General features: G+C 43.0%; 26 protein-coding genes. 9 read left to right on the top strand and 17 right to left on the bottom strand.

Annotated elements, in window-relative coordinates; genetic code table 11:
• Positions 1–40: 40 nt before the first annotated feature.
• The 14 genes from ACSNJE_RS09815 to ACSNJE_RS09750 form a co-directional block, all read right to left on the bottom strand.
• Positions 41–286 carry a hypothetical protein gene (locus ACSNJE_RS09815; protein WP_013121558.1) on the bottom strand — a complete coding sequence of 82 codons (246 nt, stop codon included), beginning with the start codon at positions 284–286 and terminating at the stop codon, positions 41–43.
• 141 nt (positions 287–427) lie between these two features.
• On the bottom strand, positions 428–1,021 hold the full coding sequence (locus ACSNJE_RS09810) for a uracil-DNA glycosylase (protein ID WP_474659833.1): 594 nt from the start codon (positions 1,019–1,021) through the stop codon (positions 428–430).
• Positions 1,022–1,280: 259 nt separating this feature from the next.
• A complete protein-coding gene (locus ACSNJE_RS09805) occupies positions 1,281–2,405 on the bottom strand; it encodes a PRK06851 family protein (protein WP_474773587.1) in 1,125 nt (374 codons plus the stop codon).
• Positions 2,406–2,511: 106 nt separating this feature from the next.
• On the bottom strand, positions 2,512–3,756 hold the full coding sequence (locus tag ACSNJE_RS09800; RefSeq protein WP_495252581.1) for a PDZ domain-containing protein: 1,245 nt from the start codon (positions 3,754–3,756) through the stop codon (positions 2,512–2,514).
• 80 nt (positions 3,757–3,836) lie between these two features.
• Positions 3,837–4,985 (bottom strand): S41 family peptidase, encoded by a 1,149-nt coding sequence (locus tag ACSNJE_RS09795; protein ID WP_052218963.1) that lies wholly within the window; start codon positions 4,983–4,985, stop codon positions 3,837–3,839.
• A 124-nt stretch (positions 4,986–5,109) separates the two neighbouring features.
• Positions 5,110–6,246, bottom strand: a complete 1,137-nt coding sequence (locus ACSNJE_RS09790) for a murein hydrolase activator EnvC family protein (RefSeq protein ID WP_052218962.1) — start codon at positions 6,244–6,246, stop codon at positions 5,110–5,112.
• Between the two features lie 17 nt (positions 6,247–6,263).
• Positions 6,264–7,151: a permease-like cell division protein FtsX gene (gene ftsX / locus ACSNJE_RS09785; RefSeq protein ID WP_474773589.1), complete on the bottom strand. Its 888-nt coding sequence runs from the start codon at positions 7,149–7,151 to the stop codon at positions 6,264–6,266.
• Positions 7,141–7,827, bottom strand: coding sequence for a cell division ATP-binding protein FtsE (gene ftsE / locus ACSNJE_RS09780; protein ID WP_052218960.1), 687 nt, complete (start codon positions 7,825–7,827; stop codon positions 7,141–7,143). Before ftsE ends, ftsX begins: the two co-directional genes overlap by 11 nt.
• A gap of 505 nt (positions 7,828–8,332) precedes the next feature.
• Positions 8,333–9,025, bottom strand: coding sequence for a hypothetical protein (locus ACSNJE_RS09775; RefSeq protein ID WP_495252580.1), 693 nt, complete (start codon positions 9,023–9,025; stop codon positions 8,333–8,335).
• A gap of 405 nt (positions 9,026–9,430) precedes the next feature.
• Positions 9,431–11,137, bottom strand: a complete 1,707-nt coding sequence (locus ACSNJE_RS09770) for a recombinase family protein (RefSeq protein ID WP_495252579.1) — start codon at positions 11,135–11,137, stop codon at positions 9,431–9,433.
• 8 nt (positions 11,138–11,145) lie between these two features.
• Positions 11,146–12,261: a LysM peptidoglycan-binding domain-containing protein gene (locus tag ACSNJE_RS09765; RefSeq protein WP_495252578.1), complete on the bottom strand. Its 1,116-nt coding sequence runs from the start codon at positions 12,259–12,261 to the stop codon at positions 11,146–11,148.
• Between the two features lie 22 nt (positions 12,262–12,283).
• Positions 12,284–12,499 carry a hypothetical protein gene (locus tag ACSNJE_RS09760; protein ID WP_495252577.1) on the bottom strand — a complete coding sequence of 72 codons (216 nt, stop codon included), beginning with the start codon at positions 12,497–12,499 and terminating at the stop codon, positions 12,284–12,286.
• Between the two features lie 200 nt (positions 12,500–12,699).
• Positions 12,700–13,083, bottom strand: a complete 384-nt coding sequence (locus ACSNJE_RS09755) for a hypothetical protein (protein ID WP_495252576.1) — start codon at positions 13,081–13,083, stop codon at positions 12,700–12,702.
• A 1-nt stretch (position 13,084) separates the two neighbouring features.
• On the bottom strand, positions 13,085–13,351 hold the full coding sequence (locus tag ACSNJE_RS09750; RefSeq protein ID WP_495252575.1) for a LuxR family transcriptional regulator: 267 nt from the start codon (positions 13,349–13,351) through the stop codon (positions 13,085–13,087).
• A 215-nt stretch (positions 13,352–13,566) separates the two neighbouring features.
• Here ACSNJE_RS09750 and ACSNJE_RS09745 point away from each other — a divergent pair, with 215 nt between their 5' ends.
• The 9 genes from ACSNJE_RS09745 to ACSNJE_RS09705 all read left to right on the top strand — a co-directional run bounded on the left by ACSNJE_RS09745 (position 13,567) and on the right by ACSNJE_RS09705 (position 19,921).
• Positions 13,567–15,594, top strand: a complete 2,028-nt coding sequence (locus ACSNJE_RS09745; protein WP_495252574.1) for an AAA family ATPase — start codon at positions 13,567–13,569, stop codon at positions 15,592–15,594.
• A 260-nt stretch (positions 15,595–15,854) separates the two neighbouring features.
• Entirely contained in the window at positions 15,855–16,133 is a 279-nt protein-coding gene (locus ACSNJE_RS09740; RefSeq protein WP_495252573.1) for a hypothetical protein, read from the top strand.
• A 423-nt stretch (positions 16,134–16,556) separates the two neighbouring features.
• Complete coding sequence (locus ACSNJE_RS09735; protein ID WP_495252572.1) at positions 16,557–16,916, top strand: hypothetical protein; 360 nt, start codon at positions 16,557–16,559, stop codon at positions 16,914–16,916.
• Complete coding sequence (locus ACSNJE_RS09730) at positions 16,909–17,241, top strand: hypothetical protein (RefSeq protein WP_495252571.1); 333 nt, start codon at positions 16,909–16,911, stop codon at positions 17,239–17,241. Before ACSNJE_RS09735 ends, ACSNJE_RS09730 begins: the two co-directional genes overlap by 8 nt.
• A 4-nt stretch (positions 17,242–17,245) precedes the next feature.
• Positions 17,246–17,662: a winged helix-turn-helix domain-containing protein gene (locus ACSNJE_RS09725; protein WP_495252570.1), complete on the top strand. Its 417-nt coding sequence runs from the start codon at positions 17,246–17,248 to the stop codon at positions 17,660–17,662.
• Positions 17,659–18,306: a hypothetical protein gene (locus ACSNJE_RS09720; protein ID WP_495252569.1), complete on the top strand. Its 648-nt coding sequence runs from the start codon at positions 17,659–17,661 to the stop codon at positions 18,304–18,306. The genes ACSNJE_RS09725 and ACSNJE_RS09720 overlap by 4 nt, the downstream gene beginning before the upstream one ends.
• Positions 18,307–18,468: 162 nt before the next feature.
• The gene (locus tag ACSNJE_RS09715) at positions 18,469–18,930 is read left to right on the top strand and encodes a hypothetical protein (protein WP_495252619.1); all 462 of its coding nucleotides are present in this window, start codon (positions 18,469–18,471) and stop codon (positions 18,928–18,930) included.
• A gap of 108 nt (positions 18,931–19,038) precedes the next feature.
• Positions 19,039–19,425, top strand: a complete 387-nt coding sequence (locus ACSNJE_RS09710) for a hypothetical protein (RefSeq protein WP_474773592.1) — start codon at positions 19,039–19,041, stop codon at positions 19,423–19,425.
• A gap of 121 nt (positions 19,426–19,546) precedes the next feature.
• Positions 19,547–19,921, top strand: a complete 375-nt coding sequence (locus ACSNJE_RS09705; protein WP_495252568.1) for a hypothetical protein — start codon at positions 19,547–19,549, stop codon at positions 19,919–19,921.
• Between the two features lie 369 nt (positions 19,922–20,290).
• Here the strand turns inward: ACSNJE_RS09705 and ACSNJE_RS09700 are convergent, their stop codons facing one another.
• From ACSNJE_RS09700 to ACSNJE_RS09690, 3 genes are all read right to left on the bottom strand, one after another.
• Entirely contained in the window at positions 20,291–20,500 is a 210-nt protein-coding gene (locus tag ACSNJE_RS09700) for an N-acetylmuramoyl-L-alanine amidase (RefSeq protein WP_495252618.1), read from the bottom strand.
• Positions 20,501–20,674: 174 nt separating this feature from the next.
• The gene (locus ACSNJE_RS09695; protein ID WP_495252567.1) at positions 20,675–21,166 is read right to left on the bottom strand and encodes a hypothetical protein; all 492 of its coding nucleotides are present in this window, start codon (positions 21,164–21,166) and stop codon (positions 20,675–20,677) included.
• Positions 21,167–21,325: 159 nt separating this feature from the next.
• Positions 21,326–21,715 (bottom strand): hypothetical protein (locus ACSNJE_RS09690; protein WP_495252566.1); only part of this gene is annotated, 390 nt, incomplete at its 5' end.

Here is a 21,715-nt window from a genome sequence, read left to right as displayed (position 1 = left end):
CCGCTGAAGGATGGCGCCAATAACACCATATGAAAAACATTTAAGCCAATTCGTTTAGTTTACCACCCAGCAGTTGACCGGAAACAGCAAAGAGGACCAGTTCGGGAATGTACCCATAACCGAGACCGGCCTTAACCCTAAGCACAAAAATCAGCGGTACCGTCAGATGGACGGCCAAAAACCATCGCAATGAGAATTTACGGGCGCCGGAACGCCAATAGCCCATAGGAATATTCAACAACCAGGCAGCGAAAGAAACCAATCCTATTGCCATGGTTTCATACATCCAATTTCACCCACTCAACGAAAGATACAAATATAATATAGCACAATTCCATCACCAGGAAAAGGGTAAAAAGTACATTCGACTTAACACCGCCCTAACTCCAATCACCTCAATCTAAAACCAGATACGGTCGGAGCCGGGTCACTTTATCAGAGAGTCATATAAAGCCCGTACCTTTTTAATATCTTCCCAGACCGGCCGTTTCTTGGCCGGGTCCCGTAATAAAGCAGCCGGGTGGAAAGTAGGCATTATCCGAATACCGTTTTTCTCGTACCACCGGCCTCTGTCACGGGTAATTCTGGCTCCGCGGTCAATGATATTCTGAATGGCTACCGAGCCCAACAGCACTATAATTTTTGGTTTAATAAGCGCAATTTGTTTTTCCAGCCAGGGTTTGCAGGCATCGGCTTCCTGCGGCGCCGGCGTCCGGTTGCCGGGCGGCCGGCACTTTACAATATTGGCTATGTATACTTCATTCAACTGCCACCCGCCGGCCAGTATAATTTTATCCAAAAGCTGACCTGCTGCCCCGACAAAGGGCAAACCCTGCCTGTCCTCCTCAGCGCCCGGGCCTTCACCTATAAACATAAGGTCCGCATCGGGATTTCCTTTGCCAAACACAACCCCCCTACAGCCGGCTCGCAGACCGCACCGGCAGCAATCCCTGGCCAAAAGGGAGAGCTGCTCCAGATCACTACAGTTCTCTATTGCAGCCAAAAGTTCAAAATCGTTCATTTCCACCATCTCCGCTTAACCCTATTGGCAACGTTGATTTCCCGGTAAGAGACATATTCCCCCGGTATTCCGGCCGGCGAGTGCCGGGACAGTACAAAATATTCTACTTAATTTCCATTACTTCCTCTTTTTTCTGGAATTTTCTTGAACCAGAATGACGCTCCTGCCAAATCTCCCGCGGGGTATTTCCTCGAATTCGGCAATAAAAACTGGGCATTCCACAAAAATCTTAGGGAATACCCATACCTACTTTTGCTGATTAACCTGTCTGCAACACAAATTTGGCCTTTCTGAAATCGGATTTGCCCGATGATAAAGCCAATATTTTGGTCAATATTTTATCCCGCGTTTCGTCAACGGCAGCAAAATCCATGGCATCTATATAATAGGTTTCCAGTTCATCATGCAGCTTTTTGGCTTTACTTATAAACCTAATGGCTTCCTCTACCTTTTGATTGAACCTTTTTTCCGCGTCGTTAACAGCGGCGCGATTTTTCTCCACTACCTGGGGCGAAACACATTCCAGCATATCGATAATACGGTCGCCGTCCCGCGTAGGCTCAACAGTATGCGGCGGCATACCGTTAATCACAGCTATGTTTATCTCCGGAATCACCACCATATCCAGGCTCTCGGGGTCAAGTGAACAATGATAAATATCCACGTTATAACCCCGGTCCGCAGCCGCCTGGGCAATTTTCTTAAGCAGGGTGGACTTGCCCGTCCCCGGCTGACCTTTAATTATATACCTTGTACTGATCCCTTCAGTAATGTTGTCAATATAGTTGACCAATCCTTCCGGGGTGATGGCGCTGGCAAACATATGCCTGGTCACCGGCTGTCTGCTGAATATTTCGTTGATAATTGAATTCGCCACCTGATTGGCTTTGGTATAATCCATGCCTTCTGCATAATAATCTTCCCATTCGTCATGTATTGTTTTGGCTTCTTTGAGACACTTATATGCTTCCCGGAAACATTCCCATACCTCCTGACCGCACTTTATAATGGCTTCTTTGTTTTGCCGCAGCATTTCTTCATCCCAGAATTCGCCCAGGTTGATAATCTGGTCCACGGCGCCGGGATTTTTGGGGTCAACTATATGGGGTGCTGTCCCGTCAACCATGGCCAGTTTTAAATCTGAAACGACTATTCCGTCAAGAGAATCGTTATCAGAAGAGCAGCACAAAAGCTCCACATTGTATCCCCGGTCTGCCAGGGCCAACCCGATACGTCTCATGAGAGACGATTTACCTGTTCCCGGACCTCCTTTAATGATGAATATGCGATCCATATCCTGCAGGACCGAATCATAGAACGAGTAGAACCCCTGGGCTGTGTTCCCGCCTGGAAAAACACGTTTGATGCTTCCTCCTCGCGACATCAAACTGGCCTCCTTTAAATTATTTTTGGCCGGACTGGGCCATAGTTTTTCACTACTCTCATCATATACAGGGACGAGACGAAAGGTGACACAGAATCGGGAGGTTTCAGTGGGTAAACTTATGCCAGATTTTTGGCAGGAGGCCGGCGGACTTCATTTCCATATATGTATTTTCATACCCTTGCGGAACAGGAATAACACCCAGCACCTGGTTGGGTTTAAAGGGCGCTGTTTTTCTCTGCCACCGCTGTTTGGCCCGGGATAAAAATTCTACCTGCAGGTATTTGGGACGCAGTATCAAAACTGCCTCTATATCGGCCTTCGAGTTAACCGGAATCCCATTGATGGAATATATCACATCCCCCGGCATGATCCCCATGTCGTCTGCCAGGGTGTGGGATACCGCTTCCAGCACCATCACGCCGTCGCCGGTATGGGTGAAAATGGGTTCTTCCCGCAATTCCATGCGCTGCCCCAGGTAAATCACCAGTTCATGACCCAACGGCGCAAACAGGGCCGCTAGCATCTGAACAAACCTGTGCTCGGCTGAAATTAAGGCCAGGCCCAGCAAAATAAGGCTGTAAATACTTAAATTACGGGCAGAAATCCTGCTTTTCTGCCTGGGTGTCCGGGCTATGGCCATATCGCCGTAGCCAAGGGCGGCCAAAACAGGCATCAACGCCGGGACAACAAAGAGATGCTTGCCCAAATAGGGCTTTATCAGAGGTCCCCAATCGGGCAAATAAGGCAGTTGCAACACATTCTGACCATCTATCATATCTGTGGTAACAAGCGTCAGGGCCATTAAGGGGATAGGCCAGAACTTCTGCAAAGTAAACCCGCCCACCACGGCAGTTGATTTTTTGGTGCGGGTATAAATAGGGATGGCCCCCCTGTGCCCGCTGACCAAAATCAAAAAACTTTCCACCATATGCAAAATTGCTATCAAGGCCATAAGTTGAGGTACCTTTACACCCGGCGGATAGCCAACCAGGACACCGGTTAAACCAATTATTCCACCGGCATAGGAGAAACATAAAAATCTGGGATTGATAAGCATGAGGAACAATGCTAAAGGCCAAATATAACCTACACCAATGTTATCAAGGGAGACACCTGTAAGCACTAAAAGAAAACTCCCTATTATACCGCCCAGGATGCCAAAAACCGTGGAATAGAAGGTATCCAGAATAACACTCCCGCCACGCAGCCCAAAAAAGGCTTCCCTGTTTTTGGCAATTCTTCGGTGCTGTATGCCCACCAGGCCAACTATCACCAGGAACAGCGGATTGAAAATGGATTGGACAATCCCTTCCAAAATCCGCAGCGCCACATCGAACCACAGCAACATAAGGGCCACTCCCATCCGGTTTAATTTACCTCAACCACAAGAAGCCACGGGTTTATAAATTACCGTGGCTTCTGTATGGGTTAATCTCTTACAGATTTTTCTTCCAGAATAGAAATTGCCTTTTCCAACTGCAAATCCTTTTCGCTGTTTTCGGGAAGCTCAACTTTTACATCGGGCTGAATTCCTTTTTTATGAATATCCCTCTTCTTGGGAGTTAAATACTTGGCAGTAGTCAGTTTTAACCCGGCCTTGTTTTGGAGGGTATAAATTGATTGGACAACACCTTTGCCAAAAGTCTTGGTGCCAACCAAAGTACCACTCCCGGTATCTTTGATGGCGCCCGCCACAATTTCGGAAGCGCTGGCGCTATTTTCATTGATCAATACGACAAGCGGAAGTTCGATCCTTTTATCATCCGCCTCATAGTACTCATCACTGCCTGTCCGGTATTCAACGTATACAATAGGCCCTTTGGGAATAAATTTATCTGCTATCCTCACCGCAGATTCCAGATCCCCTCCCGGATTGTCCCGCAAATCCAGGATCAGTCCTTTTGGCTTATGGGCCAGGACCTCCTGCAAAACTTTATCCAGTTCTTCGTCCGTATTGGAAGCAAACATGCTGATAGCAATATACCCTATCTTGGTATTAGGCAAAATTTTACCTTCCACCGTGGGTACTTCAATCATTTCCCTTACTATTTTGAAATTCAGGAACTTGTTGGTTTGTTTCCTGAATACCTGGAGAACCACTTCCGTACCCACCGGTCCCCGCATTAAACCAACAGCGGTATCAAGGTCCATGTCTTTTGTATCTTTATCGTTTACCTTGGTTATAATGTCACCGGCCTTAATTCCGGCCTTTTCCGCCGGAGTGCCCTTAATGGGTTCGATAACGGCTATATGTTCGCCTTTCATGGAGACAATAATGCCAACCCCGCCGAAACTGCCCTGCATCTTTTCCTGGAGCTCTTTAAACATTTTGGGGGGCATATAAACGGAGTAAGGGTCTCCCAATGAATCCACTATGCCTTTAACGGCCCCTTCCACCAGAGTTTCTGTTTTTACCTTCTCAAGATAATTCCTCTCAATCAAGGATATGACTCTGGCCAAGGTGCCGACATTGTTATAATTAGTAATCAATGCCCCTGTTACCAATCCGCTGGCAACTACCGATAGGATAATAAATACAGCCAGTACTCCGAGAAGGACTCGTTTGCCTTCGCGCAACCTGATTCACCTGCCCTGGTTTCTAACACAATTAATTGCCTGTTTCTAACACAATTAAATATATGTATTATACTACAATAATATTAGTAAAAATACAACAACGAGTTACCTTCTCCTGCTATGTCTACAAATATTTTCTTGGATTGACAGGGGTGCCGTTTTCCCTCACCGAAAAGTCCAAATGGGGGCCGGTACTTAAACCGGTACTGCCCACCTCAGCAATTTTATCGCCCTTTTTAACTTCCTGACCCTCGCTGACCAGTTGAGAAGATAGGTGAGCATATGTAGTAGTCAATCCGTCACCGTGGTCGATTACCACAACCTTGCCGTATCCGCTCATCCAGCCTACAAAGGTTACCGTTCCGTCATCGGCAGCCTGCACCGACGTGCCGGTGGGGGCTGCTATATCAATACCGTAGTGCATTCTTTTCGTACCTAAAATGGGGTGTACACGCCAGCCAAATTCCGATGTAATCCGGCCGTCCACAGGCCATATAAACTTCCCGGTACCTTTTACAGTGGTATTTCTTTTTCGCGTTAACTCCCTGATTAACTGGTTCAGCTTTTCCGTTTCTTCTTCTAATTCTTCATAAGCCTCTTGGTATTGGGCTTTCCGGGTACGAATATCCTTCAGCATTTCATTACGGCTGGCCAGCTTTGTTTGTAAAAAACTTTGCCTTGATTCGTAACGGTTTTTAATAGATCTGATTTCATTTAATTTTACTTCCAGATCGGCTTTTTTATTTTCAATGTCTTTCTTTTCCGCCTCGATGTCTTCCACCAGTTTGGAATCCTGTTCCACAATTCGTTTTAAAAACTCAAAGCGGGTAATGAATTCCGTGAAATCGCGCGAACTCAAAAGTACTTCCAGGTAACCGATTTGTCCGTTCATGTAGATGTCTTTAACCCTGACATTTAAAACTGCTGACCTTTCCGCCAGCCTATCCTCAGCTTCGGCCAGTTCGACCTTCACTACATTATACTGTTTTTCCGCAGCAGCCAGTTGCTCCTTAATTTTTCCAATTTCCGTCTGTACGGCATCTATGTCCTTGTCCAACTTGTCCAGTTCCTGCAGGACCATTTTTTCGTTAGCCTTTTCTTCTTTTATTTTTTTCTGGGCGCTCTGCATTTCATTTTGTGTCTGTTGCTGCCGGCGAATAAGGTCATTCAAAGAAGAGGCATACCCCGGTATCACACTGCCTGTCATAAAAACGCCTATTACCAGCGCAGCAACTAAAGACCGCCACTTGCATAGGGACATCGCCAAACCCTCCCCTTTCAAACTCTGAGAAACTTGTGCATGGAAATCCCGCTGCCGACTGCGCCAAGGAAGGTGCCTACACCCAGCAGCGAAGCGCTTATATTTATTAAAAACCGCATATCGGTACGCAAGCCCATAAAAGCCAGATCTCTCTGCAGGTAATCAGCCAGGGTTAAATAGGCAAAACACACCACAATAACGGCCAGCAGGGCGCCAACAAACCCCAGGATCATACCTTCCAGCAGAAAAGGCCAGCGAATAAACCAGTTAGTGGCCCCAATCATTTTCATGATCTGAATTTCTTTCCGGCGGGCAAAAACCGTTAGCCGAATGGTGGTAGCAATCAGGAAAATAGCCGCCAAGGCCAGCAGGACAATAACCGCTACGCCGATGGCCCTTACCCATTTGGTAACAGCGAAAAGGCGTTCAATTACTCCCTGGCCGTAATTGACTTTCTCAATGCCGGGTATTTTGGCAATTTTCAAAGCTATAGGTTTTACCTGTTTAGGGTCCTTAACTGTAATTCGATAGGAATGAGGAAGGGGGTTATTACCTCCCAGAGCCCTGACCATCCTGGACTGATCACCTAACTGTCGGCGGAACTCTTCAAGAGCCCTGTCTTTTGAAATAAACTCGATATTGGCTATACCGTTGATGGATAAAATTTTGCTTTCCAGGGCACGCGCCTGTTCCAGGTCAACATCGTCCTTTATAAAGGCTGAAATTTGCACATTTGACTCAAGTTTAGAAGCCAGGTTGTTGGTATTAATCACCAAAAGCAGCGAAACGCCGACTATAATCAATGACACGGCCATTGTCCCCACGGAAGCCAGTCCTATCCAGCTATTGCGGCGCAGGGATTTAAAAGCCTCCGTCAGGAAATATCCAAGGGTCCTAATTCTCATAACCGTATACCCCTCTTTGTTCGTCTCTGGCAATACGTCCTTTTTCCAATGCTATAACCCGTTTTTTCATGTTATCGACAATTTCCTTGGCGTGGGTGGCCATGATAACAGTCGTACCACATTTGTTTATATCGTCCAACAGCCTCATTATTTCCCATGAAGTATCAGGGTCAAGGTTGCCTGTAGGCTCATCAGCTATAATCAAAGGCGGGTTATTTACTATAGCCCTTGCTATAGCCACTCTTTGCTGTTCGCCGCCGGACAATTCCGAAGGCATCACGTCCGCCTTTTTTTCAAGACCGACCATGCTCAACGCGCTTGGCACGGCTTTTCGTATTTCCCTTTTGGAAGCTTCTATAACCTCCATGGCAAAAGCCACATTTTCATATACAGTTTTGTTGGGCAGCAGCTTGAAATCCTGAAAAATCACCCCGATAGAACGCCTTAAATAGGGTATCTCCCTAGGACGAATACGGCTGATGTTTTTGTTATTGAACATAATCTGTCCCCTGGAAGGAGCCTCTTCTTTTATGATAAGTTTAATAAAAGTCGATTTACCTGCCCCGCTCGGCCCTACTAAAAAAACAAATTCTCCTTTTTCTATCCTCGTTGTGACGTCTGTCAGCGCCCTCGCACCGTTCGGATAAAATTTGGAGACGTTGAGAAAGTGAATCATATTTTTCTTCCACCCCAACAAGCATTTTCGGTAATGCGATAATTAGTGCGTCTTTACACAAGCCTATCTTGATTTTTCGACACCTTGTAGCAAATTCCTCTTTTTTTCAGGCGGTTTTCTGGCTTGGTGCGGTAAATTTCCGTTTACCGGGTAACTATGGCTCCTTCAAGTAACGGATACCCCGTTTTGCTTACTTTGCATTTAAAGCCAGGTGCGGTCGATGTTTTTTCAATATTTTCAAGTACGTCCATTGGAGGGGTGGGTGGGGTTCTCCGCTACCTCAGAGCTTTATGCTGCTGCAAAACCTTGCCAGAAATGAAAGCCGCTGTGGAGGTAAAACAATCGTTGCTCCGAGGTTACGGGCGCAGTCGCTCCTTAATGGTAGCTTGGGAACTCCACCCACCCTTCAATCACTCTTGTGGTAGGTGAACATAAAAAAATTCCCCACCGTGCCTGGGGAAAAATCTTTGCATAAATGGGGAATTCCCTCTTGCAAAAAGCATAACTAGTTTACAGAATCATCAAGGATTTCAACTTTCGCTTTATCAATTAAATCTTTTACAACTTTTTCAAAATATTCCTTTTGGCGTTTCGAATATGCTTCGCTGTCTTCATTTGGAAGTGGTTGAACCTCTTGGGCAATAGCTTTAGCAACTTTTGCTCTGGATAATTCTTTTTGATAATAAGGTACGGCCCATTCATTCCAATATTGGTCTTCTGTTATTCCCAGACCTTCAGCAAAGTTTTGTATCATTTCCCTTCCAGTTATAGTACCGTTACTTTGATCTTGATATTTCCTAAGTTCGTTCAAATAAACCTTGGTCTCGTCAACGCTGGCAGTTAAGTTTCTCCTAGCAGCTTCTGCTTCAAGTACTTTATCTCTTAAAATCGAATTCATAACATCTTTGTTAGTCGGGCTTTTATCTCCGTTTTGTGCAGCTAGAATTTGTAACCATACTTTCCTGGCTAAAAATTCTTCATTAGTTACCCCCATTTTATCAATTTTTGCTACAACTTTGATATTTTTCCTGGTTTCTTTCCTTATTTGGCCTAATTGCTTAAGATTTTGTTTTATTTCTTCCTTGGTAACCGGTTTACTTGCTACAGCATTAATGTCGTTAATTTTAAATACAAAGATTGCACCCACTGCTAATACAAAACAAAGAAATGCTATGCCTAAATTAGTTTTTAGTTTCAATTTCTTCACCCCCTTGAATTAAGACGTGCTTTAATGGTAGCATATCCCATTGTTTCCAGTCGAGGCGCTGTATTCAGCGGCCGAAATTGCTGTATTTTAAGTGGCCGTTTTTGCTGTATTTTATTATACCGCTAACAGCAGGATATTCACCTATGTCAGCCATGACTATAACCCCCATTTTCACTGCCACTTTCTGTCATTATATCATAAATTTATTGCCATGTCTGTTATATCAAGGAAGGTTTAATTGGATTTTTGTGGTATGATTTAGGTGGGTCAGACGAGTAAAATTAACTTTGATATAAACAATGACAATCTTTATTTAATGCTGGATTTTTTATGCCGGCAAGTTACCTGATGTCTTTTTGATACCTTCAAGAGCTTGGCGAGAACCAAACGAATTACTTAACAGCATTTAGGATTCGCTATATCTTCAATCGGGACAATTCCCCGAACCTCTAAACGGTCTGGATACACCCACAGCTTAACTTGTAACCTGTCAAGCAGTTCTTCCCAAGTTATCACTCTCTGTGGGAATCCGACCGTTAAATGTTTTTCATCGTGAACCTTCACAAAAGCAATATTCTCCGTGACGGTGTTGTCATCCGGCTGGTAGCGGACATCAAACAGTTCCTCTTCAATCGCTTCTTTCACTACTGCGATATTTTGTTCCAGCTTTGTGAGGTTTTCCATCTCCGGCCAGTAATATTCATAGCGCTTACGAACAGCGAGTTCCTGTTCTTTCAATTCATTGATTTGCCGCTTGTAGTCCTCATGAGATAAAGCTCCATCAACATAGACAGTAGCAAGTCTTTTCTGCTTCTCCTGCAGCTGTGAAATCTGTTCCGTTATAGGAGAGAGTAGGGTTTCAAGTTCTTCCTTCCGGCGTTCCAACGAACCGACGTACTCTTCGATGGCTTTCCGCATCTGGTCTTTGTCTTGAAGCATATCAATAATCCGTTTTTTGACTTCTGCAGTAACTGCTTCGCCGTCAAGCACAGGGCTGTCACATTTCGGACTGCCGTCAAGGTGGTACTGTTTCAATTTCCCGTTGCACTTGAAAACCAGCTTTGTGCCTTTGTTATACATAGCATCGTGAAACGGGCGCTGGCAGATACCGCAGAAGATACGACCGGCAAGTATAGGTTTGGGCCTCTTGCGGTTAAAGCCTCCTCTGGACTGTACTCTCTTCTCTTGCGCTTTCTCCCAGAGCATCTTGTCAATAATCGGCGGGAAGTTTACTTCAAACCACCCATCAGTTTTTTCCTTCTTTATTTTTTCGACCTGTTCTGGACTGACCTGCATTTTATCACCCCTCCAGAGATAATTTGTCCCGGCGTAAACAGTGTGAGTAAGAATGCGTTGGACGGTAGCGTCACCCCAATGAGCCTGCATCTTACCAGCGCGCCCTTTTCGGGTTTTGCGGAATTGGTTAGGCGTAGGTATGCCGAGTTCAGTAAGCTTTTCAGCAATCCGAACCATACCCAAAGGCTGTCCTGATTCGTCTCCATAGACGTACCATTGGAAAATGAGCTTAACTATCTTAGCTTCATCTTCTCGAATTACCCATTCCTCTTTTTCGTCGTCCCACCTGTAGCCGAAAGGCTGAGAACCGCCTGAATACTTGCCTGCTTTTGCCAGCTTTTTCTTACCGGTCACCGTCCTTAATTTGATAACTTCCCTTTCATACTCCGCAAAGGTGGCAAGAATGTTTGACTGAAGTTTGCCTTCGGGAGTGTCGTCGTTAGACCCCTGCACGAAAATAAAGCCGTCTCCTTTAAGGCCGCACCGCCTTACTTTTCGGGCTTCGTCCCGCAGGGCGGCAAAAAGGGCTAAAGAGCGGGAAAGCCTGTCTTGGCGGTAGACGAAGATAGCGTCGTATTCTCCCGCTTGGTATTTCTCCCAAAGCTGATGGAGCACTGGCCTCGCATCAATCCCCAGTGCTCCGCTGTATCCGTCTTCTTTGAATACGTCTTCTTCTGTAACGTGGTAACCGCGTCTTTTTGCTTCCTCCATACAGATTTCCGCTTGGGTATCGAGAGAAGTTCCCTCTGCTTGGTCTTCTGTGGAAACCCGACAGAGGACAGCGGCACGTTTTATTAACTGCTTCATACTGCCACCTACTGGTTCTCTTTTGCGCCTTTGTCAATATAAAGCGGTATTTTCAACGTATCTCCAACTTTGATATAGTGAGGGTCGGTAATGTTGTTAAGTTCCAAAACCTGTTTAACATACCATTCATAATTCATTCTGAAATATTCATTCATAAAGTACGGGTTGATAATGTCAACCAGCGCATCTCCTGACTGAATAGTTATCTTCCGTACCTCTTTTAGCTCCCACACATCATCAGGGCGGTCTGTAATATTGATACCGTCAATTGTCTCTACTTTGGCGCGGTCAATATATTCTTCGGGTGGTATTACCTTATATCCGTCCTTAACGACATACCAAACACCAGTAGTTTTGTTAATATACCTTCCTGTTTGTTCATCATAAATATATCCTTCAAGTGCCGTCGGATAAAAACCTTTAAGTGTTTTTGTAACACCAAAATACGTCTCCACACCCTTCCAATCAGGTGGGGCAGCAGTACCTTTGGGATATTGGATAGGGTAGCTCAGCACCCAATAGTCGAGGTCGTGTAACACCTGATGAGCATACCACAAATTTTTGATGTCGTGGTTCTTTACAGCTTCGCTTATCATTTCTTGAGCTTTAGTAATATCGTCAGTGAAGGCTGTTTTATCAGCGAAAGCCGCTTTAACTTCTTCAAGTCGTTGTATATACCAATTGCCGTCCTTTTCATTATATACCTTTTCCGTATAGCCGGGGATTTCAATTGTGCCGGTTTTCTCCCAGAAGGCCCAGCCCGGACTGTTAGGGTCGCTGTACTTTTTAATCCAATTTTGAGCTTCATAAACAAAGCCGGACTCGAAATACATATGCAACTCGTGAACGGTCTTTTTCGCTTTCTCTAAGTCTTCCTTTTTAACATCTTTAAACAGTTCAGCCTGTGCTTTCTTAACTAGAGTCTCATCAGGCAAAGGAACATCAGACTTGTGAAGGTTTTCTTTGCTGATAACAACGTGCGGCGTTTTTGCAGACGAAGTTTCTTGAGCAGTAAGAGTATCTTCAGAAGCTTTCTTATATGCAGTATCCTGAACTTGATTATTTGTTGCTGGTTTTGTCTCAGGCTTGGAAAAAGCCAGGTAACAGCCGGATGCAACAGCCAAAATCAGTAACGGTATTACAGCCTTATGCCAAAGTCTCATCTTCGATTCCTTCCCTTCCTAATTCGTCCCCGCTTGGAAGCAGTGATAATTCCCTCAGATACTTGATAGCGGCCCAGCGGACAAGTGCAGCTAGGCTGCGGTCGGTCATAGCGGCCGCTCTCTTTACTGCTTCATACTCTTCTGTAGTAAAAGTAACGCTTACCAGCTTTGTCCGCGGCTCTGGTTTCCTTGCTGCCATTTAACCCACCTCAACTGATGTAATTTCATAGATATTATATCAAATCAAATCAATATTGAGGCAGGTTAAGCTCCAAAAAAGTTGCTTATGCCCTCCGGAGTATAAATATATTGACGAAAAAAGTTCCGTAGGGCATGGAGTCGTATAATTGGTTGTAATTTGTGAAAAAGCAAGAGTAAAGCGAGAGTGCCGCTGTTTTCCTATGCGGCACTCTCATTTCCTTCCTTTCCCGAAGTCTCTTCCTTTTTTCTTCCTACTCTGTAACGGGCAATTTCTTCTTCTACCTTAGAGATTTTCTCCCTGTAAAACTCTATCCGCAGTTTCTGTTCAGCCAGCTTCAGTTCCAGCTTATCAATTGTTAACTGGTCGGCTCCAGCCTGCATTGCGTCAGTGTACTCTACGGCGTACTTATCCTGCATCTGCACCGCATAAGAAAGGTTAGCACGGTAAGTCGCCCGTCTCTTTTGCAACTCCTGCAGTTTAGGGTCTTGTTTCTTACCCTCTGTGGAAATAGTAAACTCAACCTTCATTTTTTCCGTCTCCTCCTTCTTGGATTTTTGAACTGTTTGATTGTTACCCGCCATTTTACTCATCCTCCTTTTTTACCTCCCGTTTCAAAATTTTCTTCAGTCGAGATAGAGCAGAATCCACATCCCCGCCGGAATTCTTAAAGTGGCTGTAGACGCAACCCAACTCATAAACCAGAGAAGCTGGAGCCTCTTTTACGAGCATCTCCAGCTTCCGTTCCGCGACCTTTATACAGTTGCCTTTTTCCGGGAAGTCTCCGCTTTGTTTCAAACAGCGAATGATTTCCCGTACCTTCTTTTTAACTTCTCTCTTGTTCAACGGCACCAACTCCTTAACTGTAAAATATTACCATCTGATTAATTATATTATAATGGACTTTCATGTAAATTTAAAGAGGGAACCAAATTTTTGTCAATATTTGTCGTTTTTCTTTGGCTGCGTTAAACTCCTCAGGCAAAGGTCAAAAATTTTGAGCTTCTTACTTGAAAGTTGCTGAGGTCAAATGTATAATATTACCATAGGCAGAGGAGGTTTTAAGTATGAAGAAGTGGAGGGTTGATTTTAACGAGTCTCTTCATCCCGAACCTTGGCGGGATTTTTATGCCCGCTATTTCCCGGAATTGGACAGGATGGACATAAAGGAAGACGGCTTTACCATCCAGTCTCTAAAGTGCCTATATCACGACGACAGGAAGCCTTCCGCGACGGTCAATGTCAAATCGGGCTTTTACGTCTGCCACGTTTGCGGGAGCTTTTCACCGTACCGTTTTTTAGTTGAAATTGCAGGCATAGCGCCGGAAGACGCGAGCTACTTCATAAACGACTACCTCCGCGAGCTTTACGTAAAAGACGAACGGACAGGAAGATACATACATGCGTTCCCCCACTACGACCCCAGCCACACCTATATCCCTACACCCGGACAGGAAGAGGAATTTGAAGAGTTTATCAAAGAAGCAAAAGCGCGCCTGCGTCCGGAATTACCGATTGTCCAAGAGTATGTTACTGCCAGAGGAATCAAATACGAGATGCTGGAGCGTTTCGAGTGGGGTTATGTCCCCCACGACGAAGAGACAGGACAGGTTGAGTGCTTGGTAGTACCCTTCCGCGTCAGAGGCAAAATCAGGGCTATCAGAGGCAGAGCTTATGACGGCAGGAAAGGAGCGGTCAAAAACTCCCGCTTTTCGCTGTGGAACCTCGACAGCCTTGAGGGAAAAAGTCAAGCAATCATAGTCGAGGGAGAAAGCGACGCTTTAAGGACTATTCAGGCGCTTGAAGCCTGCGGTGTTTATATTCCTGTGGTGAGCGTGCCGGGCAACAATTTCCGCAAAGAATGGAAGAGGGAATTTGAAGGCATACGCACTGTCTACCTTATCCCACAGGACGACGATGCCAGCGCGAACTTCGTAAGGTCTGCTTTAGCGGTGCTCGGAGAAGAACGCTGTAAAGTCGTTGAACTGCCGTGGAAGCGGGGAGATGTCGGCAAAGACATCTGCGAGTGGTTGACCCGCAACAACCATACTGACCAGGAACTGGTAGAGCTAATCCCGCTTGAAGAACACCAAGACCGGTTTTCCCGCTACTACAGGGTGGAAGAACTGCTGAAGAGAGAGCCTGCGGAGCCTGATTGGCTGGTAAAAGGGATGATAGCAAGAGGACAAAAAATCCTTGTCCAAGGGCCGCCGAAGCAGATGAAAACGTGGTTTGTCCTAAGCCTGCTGAAAGCGCTCAACCGCGGGGAGAACGTCTGCGGGGTTCCGTTCTGGAAAACTACCGTCTCTGGAGTCAAAGCCGTTATGGTGGAGGAAGAGCACTCCACCAACGCTTTAATACAGAGAGTACAGCAGAGCCTTGCCGGTACAAGCAATATCGTCATCCCGCACAGGACAGGCGTAAAACTGTTCCCGAAAAACCCAGAATTTGAAGACCTGCTTAATTTTATTGACGAGTTCCGGCCTGACCTGCTCGTGCTTGACCCACTGAGAAGCTTCTTTGACGGAGACGAAAACGACTCTTCCGTTATGCAGCAGGTATTTGCGCCGTTAAATATGCTCCTCCGCAAATACCCCCAGATGGCAGTCGTCGTCGTTGACCATACCGCCAAAAAACCGTCGGACGTTCTGGTATATGCCAGCAGGGGGTCTTCTGTTAAAGGAGCAGAGATGGACGGCGTAATAGACATCCGCAAGTTCCAGAAAGATGAAGAAGTGGGTGTCGTCGTTACCGGAGAGTTCCGGGATGCTGAGACTGTAGAGAATTTGAGCTTAAAATTCGAGGACGGGAGTTTGGTTTACGATGACGGTTTCCGTATTAACATTAAGCTGAAAGACAGCGAAGTGCGCCTCCAGAAGCTGGCAAAGCTGTTGACTCAGCGGAGCTATACGCAGAAAGAGCTAACCGACTTGCTGAAGGTGAGCGACCAGACTGTGAGAAACGACATCAGCAAACTGCGGGCAGGCGGGTTCACCATTGAGGAAGAAGGGGGACATCAAGGGTCTCCAAAAACGTACACACTTACAAAAACACCCGATGGGTGGAAAGCGGACGACGAAGACAGCGGTGAATGAATCAGTTACCGCCGAAGGTCAAAATGTCAAAACCGCTATATATATTTTTGAGCTTTGACCTTGGTCAAAGGCGGGTTCGTCTGAAGCCGCTGAAGCGGGACCGCGTTGTAGACGACGGTTCCACGCTCGCAGGGCTTCAGCAAACCTTACCCGGCGGTTTCAGGCAGTAAGCCCAAATAATAATTATTACCAAACTTTGAGCTTTGAGCTTGATTGTTTGATAACTCTTTCCGATAAATATCTAAAGGGGGTTGGCGCAGTTGACTGTTCTCCAAAAAGAGATTGCACAGCCGCAGGTGGTTATTCAATCTGACGGGCGCATTAACATACCCAAAAAGGAAGACGGTAGCGTCTGGACGCTGGAAGAACTGAGAGAAAAAATGAAGTGGAGCCGCTGGCCTATGTTTGATGAACTTGAGCCGCTTTTCCGCAGGTGGTGGGAACTGCGCTACAAAAACCGCTTCCACCGTTATTGGACAGTTGAGGAACTGATGGAAATGAAGGACATCCAGCAGTTTTTGGGGTTGGAGAGCAGTTAATTTAATGTAAGCATTACTTATGCCACGGACACTACTGAAGAATACACCAGTATTGAAAAAACAGCTAACCAAACAGCAGAAATATTGCCGGTGTAGTGGGAAACAATTAAGTATCTTCGGTATTTAGCGTTGTTACCTTACCCCGGTGAGAAGAACAGGAAGATGAGTTAAACCTTATTAACCCTAACGTTTTGCAATGTGGGGGTATTTTTTTGTTTGAAATAATTATGCAATAACGAACGAAAACGCTAGATGATTATTTGTTTGACTTTTGCTTAAACAATAACCATAAAATGTGATATTACACGGCATTTGAGATGATTCGCATTCTATCCTGATATTTCGTTATTAATATCAATTACGTTTTATACTTGACAAAATTGTTTACATGGTATATTATTCCTTTAGGAGGTGTAGTAATATATGGAAGATAATCAGATTATTATTAATATTCTTCAACAAATCCGAGATGAAATTTCATTACTAACTGTCCAATTAAAATCAGAAGCCCAGAATAGGTTTTTTAAGGATTTTTTAACTACAGACCAAAGGAAAGCAATTTATAATTCTTTTAATGGTGAAAGAGATGCTGCAGAGATTGCGAAAATAGCTGATTGTTCTTTGCGAAATGTTCAAATGTTTATTAAAGAATTAGAAGATAAAGATTTAATCGAAATAAGACGTGAAGGCAGGACAAAAATTCCAATGAGAGCAGTACACAAAATTGCTCTCTATTATGCTTTACAGGACTTAAATAATGAAGGAGGTATCATCAGTGAGTAATAATTCTAATGAACAAATTGTTAACTTATTATCCGAATTAATAAATTTGTACAAGCTGGTCAATAAACCAACCATAGTACAACGTTTGGAAGAAGAATTAGCTGACCCAAAACGAAAACAAATCTATGAATTATCTAATGGAGAAAGAAGTTCTAGGGAAATTGCTAAAATTGTCGGTGACGTAAGCTATAGTACAATTACGGTTTACTGGAAACAATGGGCACAAAAAGGGTTAATGACACCCGCACAGCGCGTAGGGCGCTACAAGCATACAGTAGATTTAAAGGAATATGGATTGGATTCATATGACCCTGAAAAGGAGTGATTTAATGAGTAAAAATTCTATCACACGTGAAGAATGGGAGCAGGTTGTTAATGATATAAAACATGTAAGAGCTTCTACGCAAAGCATGAATAGAATAATGGTATTAAATAATCGTAATATAATCGTTACAGATATACTTGAGGCAATTGGCAATTCTCCTCTTCGTGCAGCTGCCCTCCATTTAACAAAAGAACTAATCACAGCCGCTGAACTATCATCAAAAATTGGTATAGACCCAAAACACTTGAGTAGGACAATAAAACCTCTACGAGATAAAAGTTATATAGTTCCATATCGAGAAGGAAAACAAATTTTTTACAAGCGGGAAGAAAAAGTAGATTTAGTCGGATATGACAACATTGAGGAAATAAAAGTATTACTCGATAAATGGCGGGCTAAAGGCTGTGAGCAAGAACAATGAACTGGCATATTATTACAATTATTACATTGCTATCTTTTGCAATTTGTAATGCGCTATTATTAGTATATCCGTTAACTTTTGCGCGTTCAAAAATGAAAGGAGATGTTAGAAAAACCCAATATTGCTTTTTGCTGGTTACAATTTTATTAATTCTTATTTTATTTATGGCTAACAAACAAAATATAACGTACATGTTAATAGGCGTGAATTTAACTACTATTTTAATAGTTATCTCTGGACTAATCATTTGCTTAGGTGTTCTTTTTATTGTGTCTTCATTGCAGTTAATAAAAATAAATAACCGTGATATAGAATATTTGGAGAAACTACAACAATTAGTAGAAATTTCAATATTTAGCACACAAAATGTTAGGGAGCAGTTGCAAAGTTATATTAATGAACATGAAAACATTTTGAACGATTACGGTATAAAACACTTGCTAAATTTGTTTATTAGACAATACTCCGAAATGAATAGACCCCCGCTTGATTTAGGTCAATTCTTATTAAAAAGATGTTGGGAGACAATATATGATTGTAAACAATTTGTTCCTATCCCTTTTCCCCATATAAATATCTTATTTTCTCTCAGTGGAGCAGGCGTTGTAATAACTCTTTTACTTAGTCTAGTATCGCAGAATTAAATAGGTGTACACCCGCTTTCGGTTACCGTTACCGAATAATACGAAAAAAAGGCTTCATCCAGTCATCTTTACTGTGTTAACGATTTACAATTGTCTGGTTTACTCAACCGAGTTCAATAACTATAATGAAAGGTAGTAATTCTAAACTTAAGCGATTCCTAAATACTGAATATCATTTATATTGCTGGCACATTTAAGAATAATGATAACAAAACTTTATATGCGGTTATCAATGGAGATGCAAATAAGATAGCAATGATTACCATTTCAACATTTGCTGAAGATGGTCAAGTAAATATTCAAACATTCGATAATAACGGTTTCAAAGAAGAAGTTACCACTACGGAAGATGAGATTATTCAACAGTCAGAGAAAAGTAAACAAGAATTGCTTGATTTTATTGAAAAGTATAATTCTGGTGAAATAAGTATGAATCATACCAATGACCCCGATGCAGTAACTGCATTAGTAAGTATTCCTACCAATTGGGAGTACTGGGTTTGTAAGTTTGCGGGAGCTTTGGCTTGCAGCATGGCTTGCGTAATCTTTATAGAACTACCTCCTGTATTGTTAGCATGTAGATGGGCATGTGGTTATTTCTGGAGTATAGGTGCTTGTAGTTAATCACTCTTTATTAGAAATTTATCATATGATATAGTATAAATGGAATCAAATCTTAGCTGGTCTTATTGACCAGCTAAGATTATTAGATGAAAAAGTGGAGGTTCTTTTGTGGGGAAGGAGACCGATGATAAAAAACAATGGCAGAAAATAAAAGATATTGAATATGCAGGTTTTATTGCGTTGGGTTTAGCTTCTACTTCGGAGGCCATTAACAATGATGTTGGTTTTCCACTTGTTGCATTTGGAGTTTTCTGGATTATAATCGGTTTGATTCAGGTTAGATCTTGGAACAGTTTCTACGACCATAGAATCGCATTAATTAAATGGGTCATTATCTTTTTGATAGCACTAATGTTCATTCAGGCAATATTATTTTACATTAGTACTCAGCCGTTTTTCTATAAAGGTATTATTTTAGCAGTAAATCTATTATTAGAAATAGTACTTATTGTCTTTTTTTTAAAGAAAAGAACCAAAATTGAAAACATGAAATAACAAGTAAGTTAAATGTTAATCATAACGCTGGGGAAACCTAGCGTTTTATGTTGTCTATCATTTTAGAAACTGAATGAATAAAACTGGCAACATCACCTAACATATAGTCGTGTTTCCGCAGTTGAGCACCGGCAAAGCGCTGGCCCTGCCGGCGTTAAACCGTTACTCAATATGCTCAATTACGGAAATAAATAAAGAGGAAACCTTTGACATTAATTTTAATGTGGATTCCCGTTCTCCCCTGGCCTTAATCCTTACAGGTCAGCCTGAACTCCGGGACCGCCTCAAACTCAGGGCGCTCAGGGCCATTGACCTGCGCATTAATGTCCGGTTTCGCTTGAATGGCTTATCTGACGCCGTCACCCGTGAGCAGCACACTATTGATACCACAACCATCGCCAGGGTTTTGCTGAACGGCAGTAATATTTACTCTGACAAAGAGGGCTGTTTTTCACCCTTTCTACTGCCAATGGCAGTTGAAACTAAACATTTCTAAAACGTCATGCAATTCGGGGAATGTTCACTTCTAACTGACATGACGGCTGGAATCACACTGTCAAATAGCTCTGGAAGCGACACTCAACCCCTATTATTTCTTTAACCCACACCTTTATATTAAATAGGGTAAATTTCCCTTCGGGCAATGTCAACAAACCAAGTTGGCCATCTCTAACGGCGAGAAAACTGGAACGTCCCCAGACATTCTTTTTTACAGTTGTACCCTCATACTGGCACCCAGTAATACCCAATACGACCATTAAAATTAGTAAGACAACAGCTTTCTTCATTTAATCCTTCCGTATTGAAAAGAAGATGAACCTCCGCCACAGTTGGAGTTTAAGTAGCGGAGGCTTTTGATTAATTCTTAGGCATAAAGCTTTGCCGGCATCTGTGTATCCCTGAGTACTTGGAAATCACCCTGATAAGGTTCTCTGTGGAGGGGCAATGAAGTTATGCTGAAAATGGATGATACTATTCTTTTACCCAACCAATAACTGTTAGTAGTATCGTGATTTTGCGGATATATCGCAGTACACCCACGGACAGATGTGTTAGAACTGGTATTATTGTGAATACTTAAGATCTCTTTCTTGCTCGCTTAATCATGGATCTTCATTTTTTCATATTAAGCCTGGATAACGTTTTATCAAGCTCAATCTGCTTGGGATTGACCCGCTGTAAGTATCCTGCGCAGTTAACGCCGAATAGCTTGGAATTAAAGAAAACATAGCTAAAAATATCTTAGTAATTAAAGATTTCTGCCAAACTCATCAAGACGTTTATATATATCGGAAGCCGATTCATTTTCGGCAGTAAATAGGCCCAAAGTGCGCACCATTCGACGAAGTTTTTTTGTGTAATCTTCAAGTTTTGAAATGTCGTTTTGAACTAATTTACCCTTTGAAGCCTTGGTCAAGATTTCATCAACTAAATTTTTACCCAATTCATGAAATTCTATTATCGATTTGGGCATGGAGACATGATTGATTATTGGGTCCAAATACGTAAACTCTCCTTTAGCTAACATCAGCCTACCTACAAAATCTGAATGTTTGTCTTTCATATCAAGAGCAGCCTGCAATAAGTTAAGTATTTGACACTGGCTGGACATATACATTTTATAATCATAAACTGCCGATTGCTCCCGTTTTTTCCACATACCGTAACCAAGTGCTAATAACAATAATGAAATTACGCACAGAAATAATATTGTAAATTTTGGTAATGCTTTATTACTCATTCTATCCTCCCGCAAATTTTAATTTATCTTTGTATTTTATAATATCAATTCAAAGAGCTTTTAGCTAAATAATATATTTGTCTTTTTTACCGAACTACTTTTTTACTAAAAACTTGCACAATTGGTAATGGGCAGAAAAATCTCTGCCCATCACTAATTTTAATAATAATATTGAAACGTTTCACTTGCTTCTTCATTAACACCAGTTGTCCAAGAAAAAGATATACCCCATGGATAAGATACAGAAGGATTAGAAACTGCCATTTGGGTGTGTCCATAAGCAATTTTCATCTGCATATCCCTAAGTTTATATCCTACAGTTACCTTTACAAAACCCCAGCCTTCTGCTGCCCACATTTTGTTATAAGAATCCCATAAAGGAAATTTAGCCTGAGCAGTGTTAGTCCCCGCTAAAGCAAAGTTATATTGTTTCGTATATGCCGGTGGACTCGGTGTTGTTGTTGGTTTATACGTTACAACATTATAAGATTCTGCTGTAAGTAAAGTCATTGTAGGTGCCCAGCCTGCCCCAATAATGTCAGTACTTAA

The organism is Thermincola sp. GK-1, from assembly GCF_059412445.1.
The sequence above is the reverse complement of the archived record's forward strand: the minus strand, read 5'-3'. Positions and strand labels throughout refer to the sequence as shown.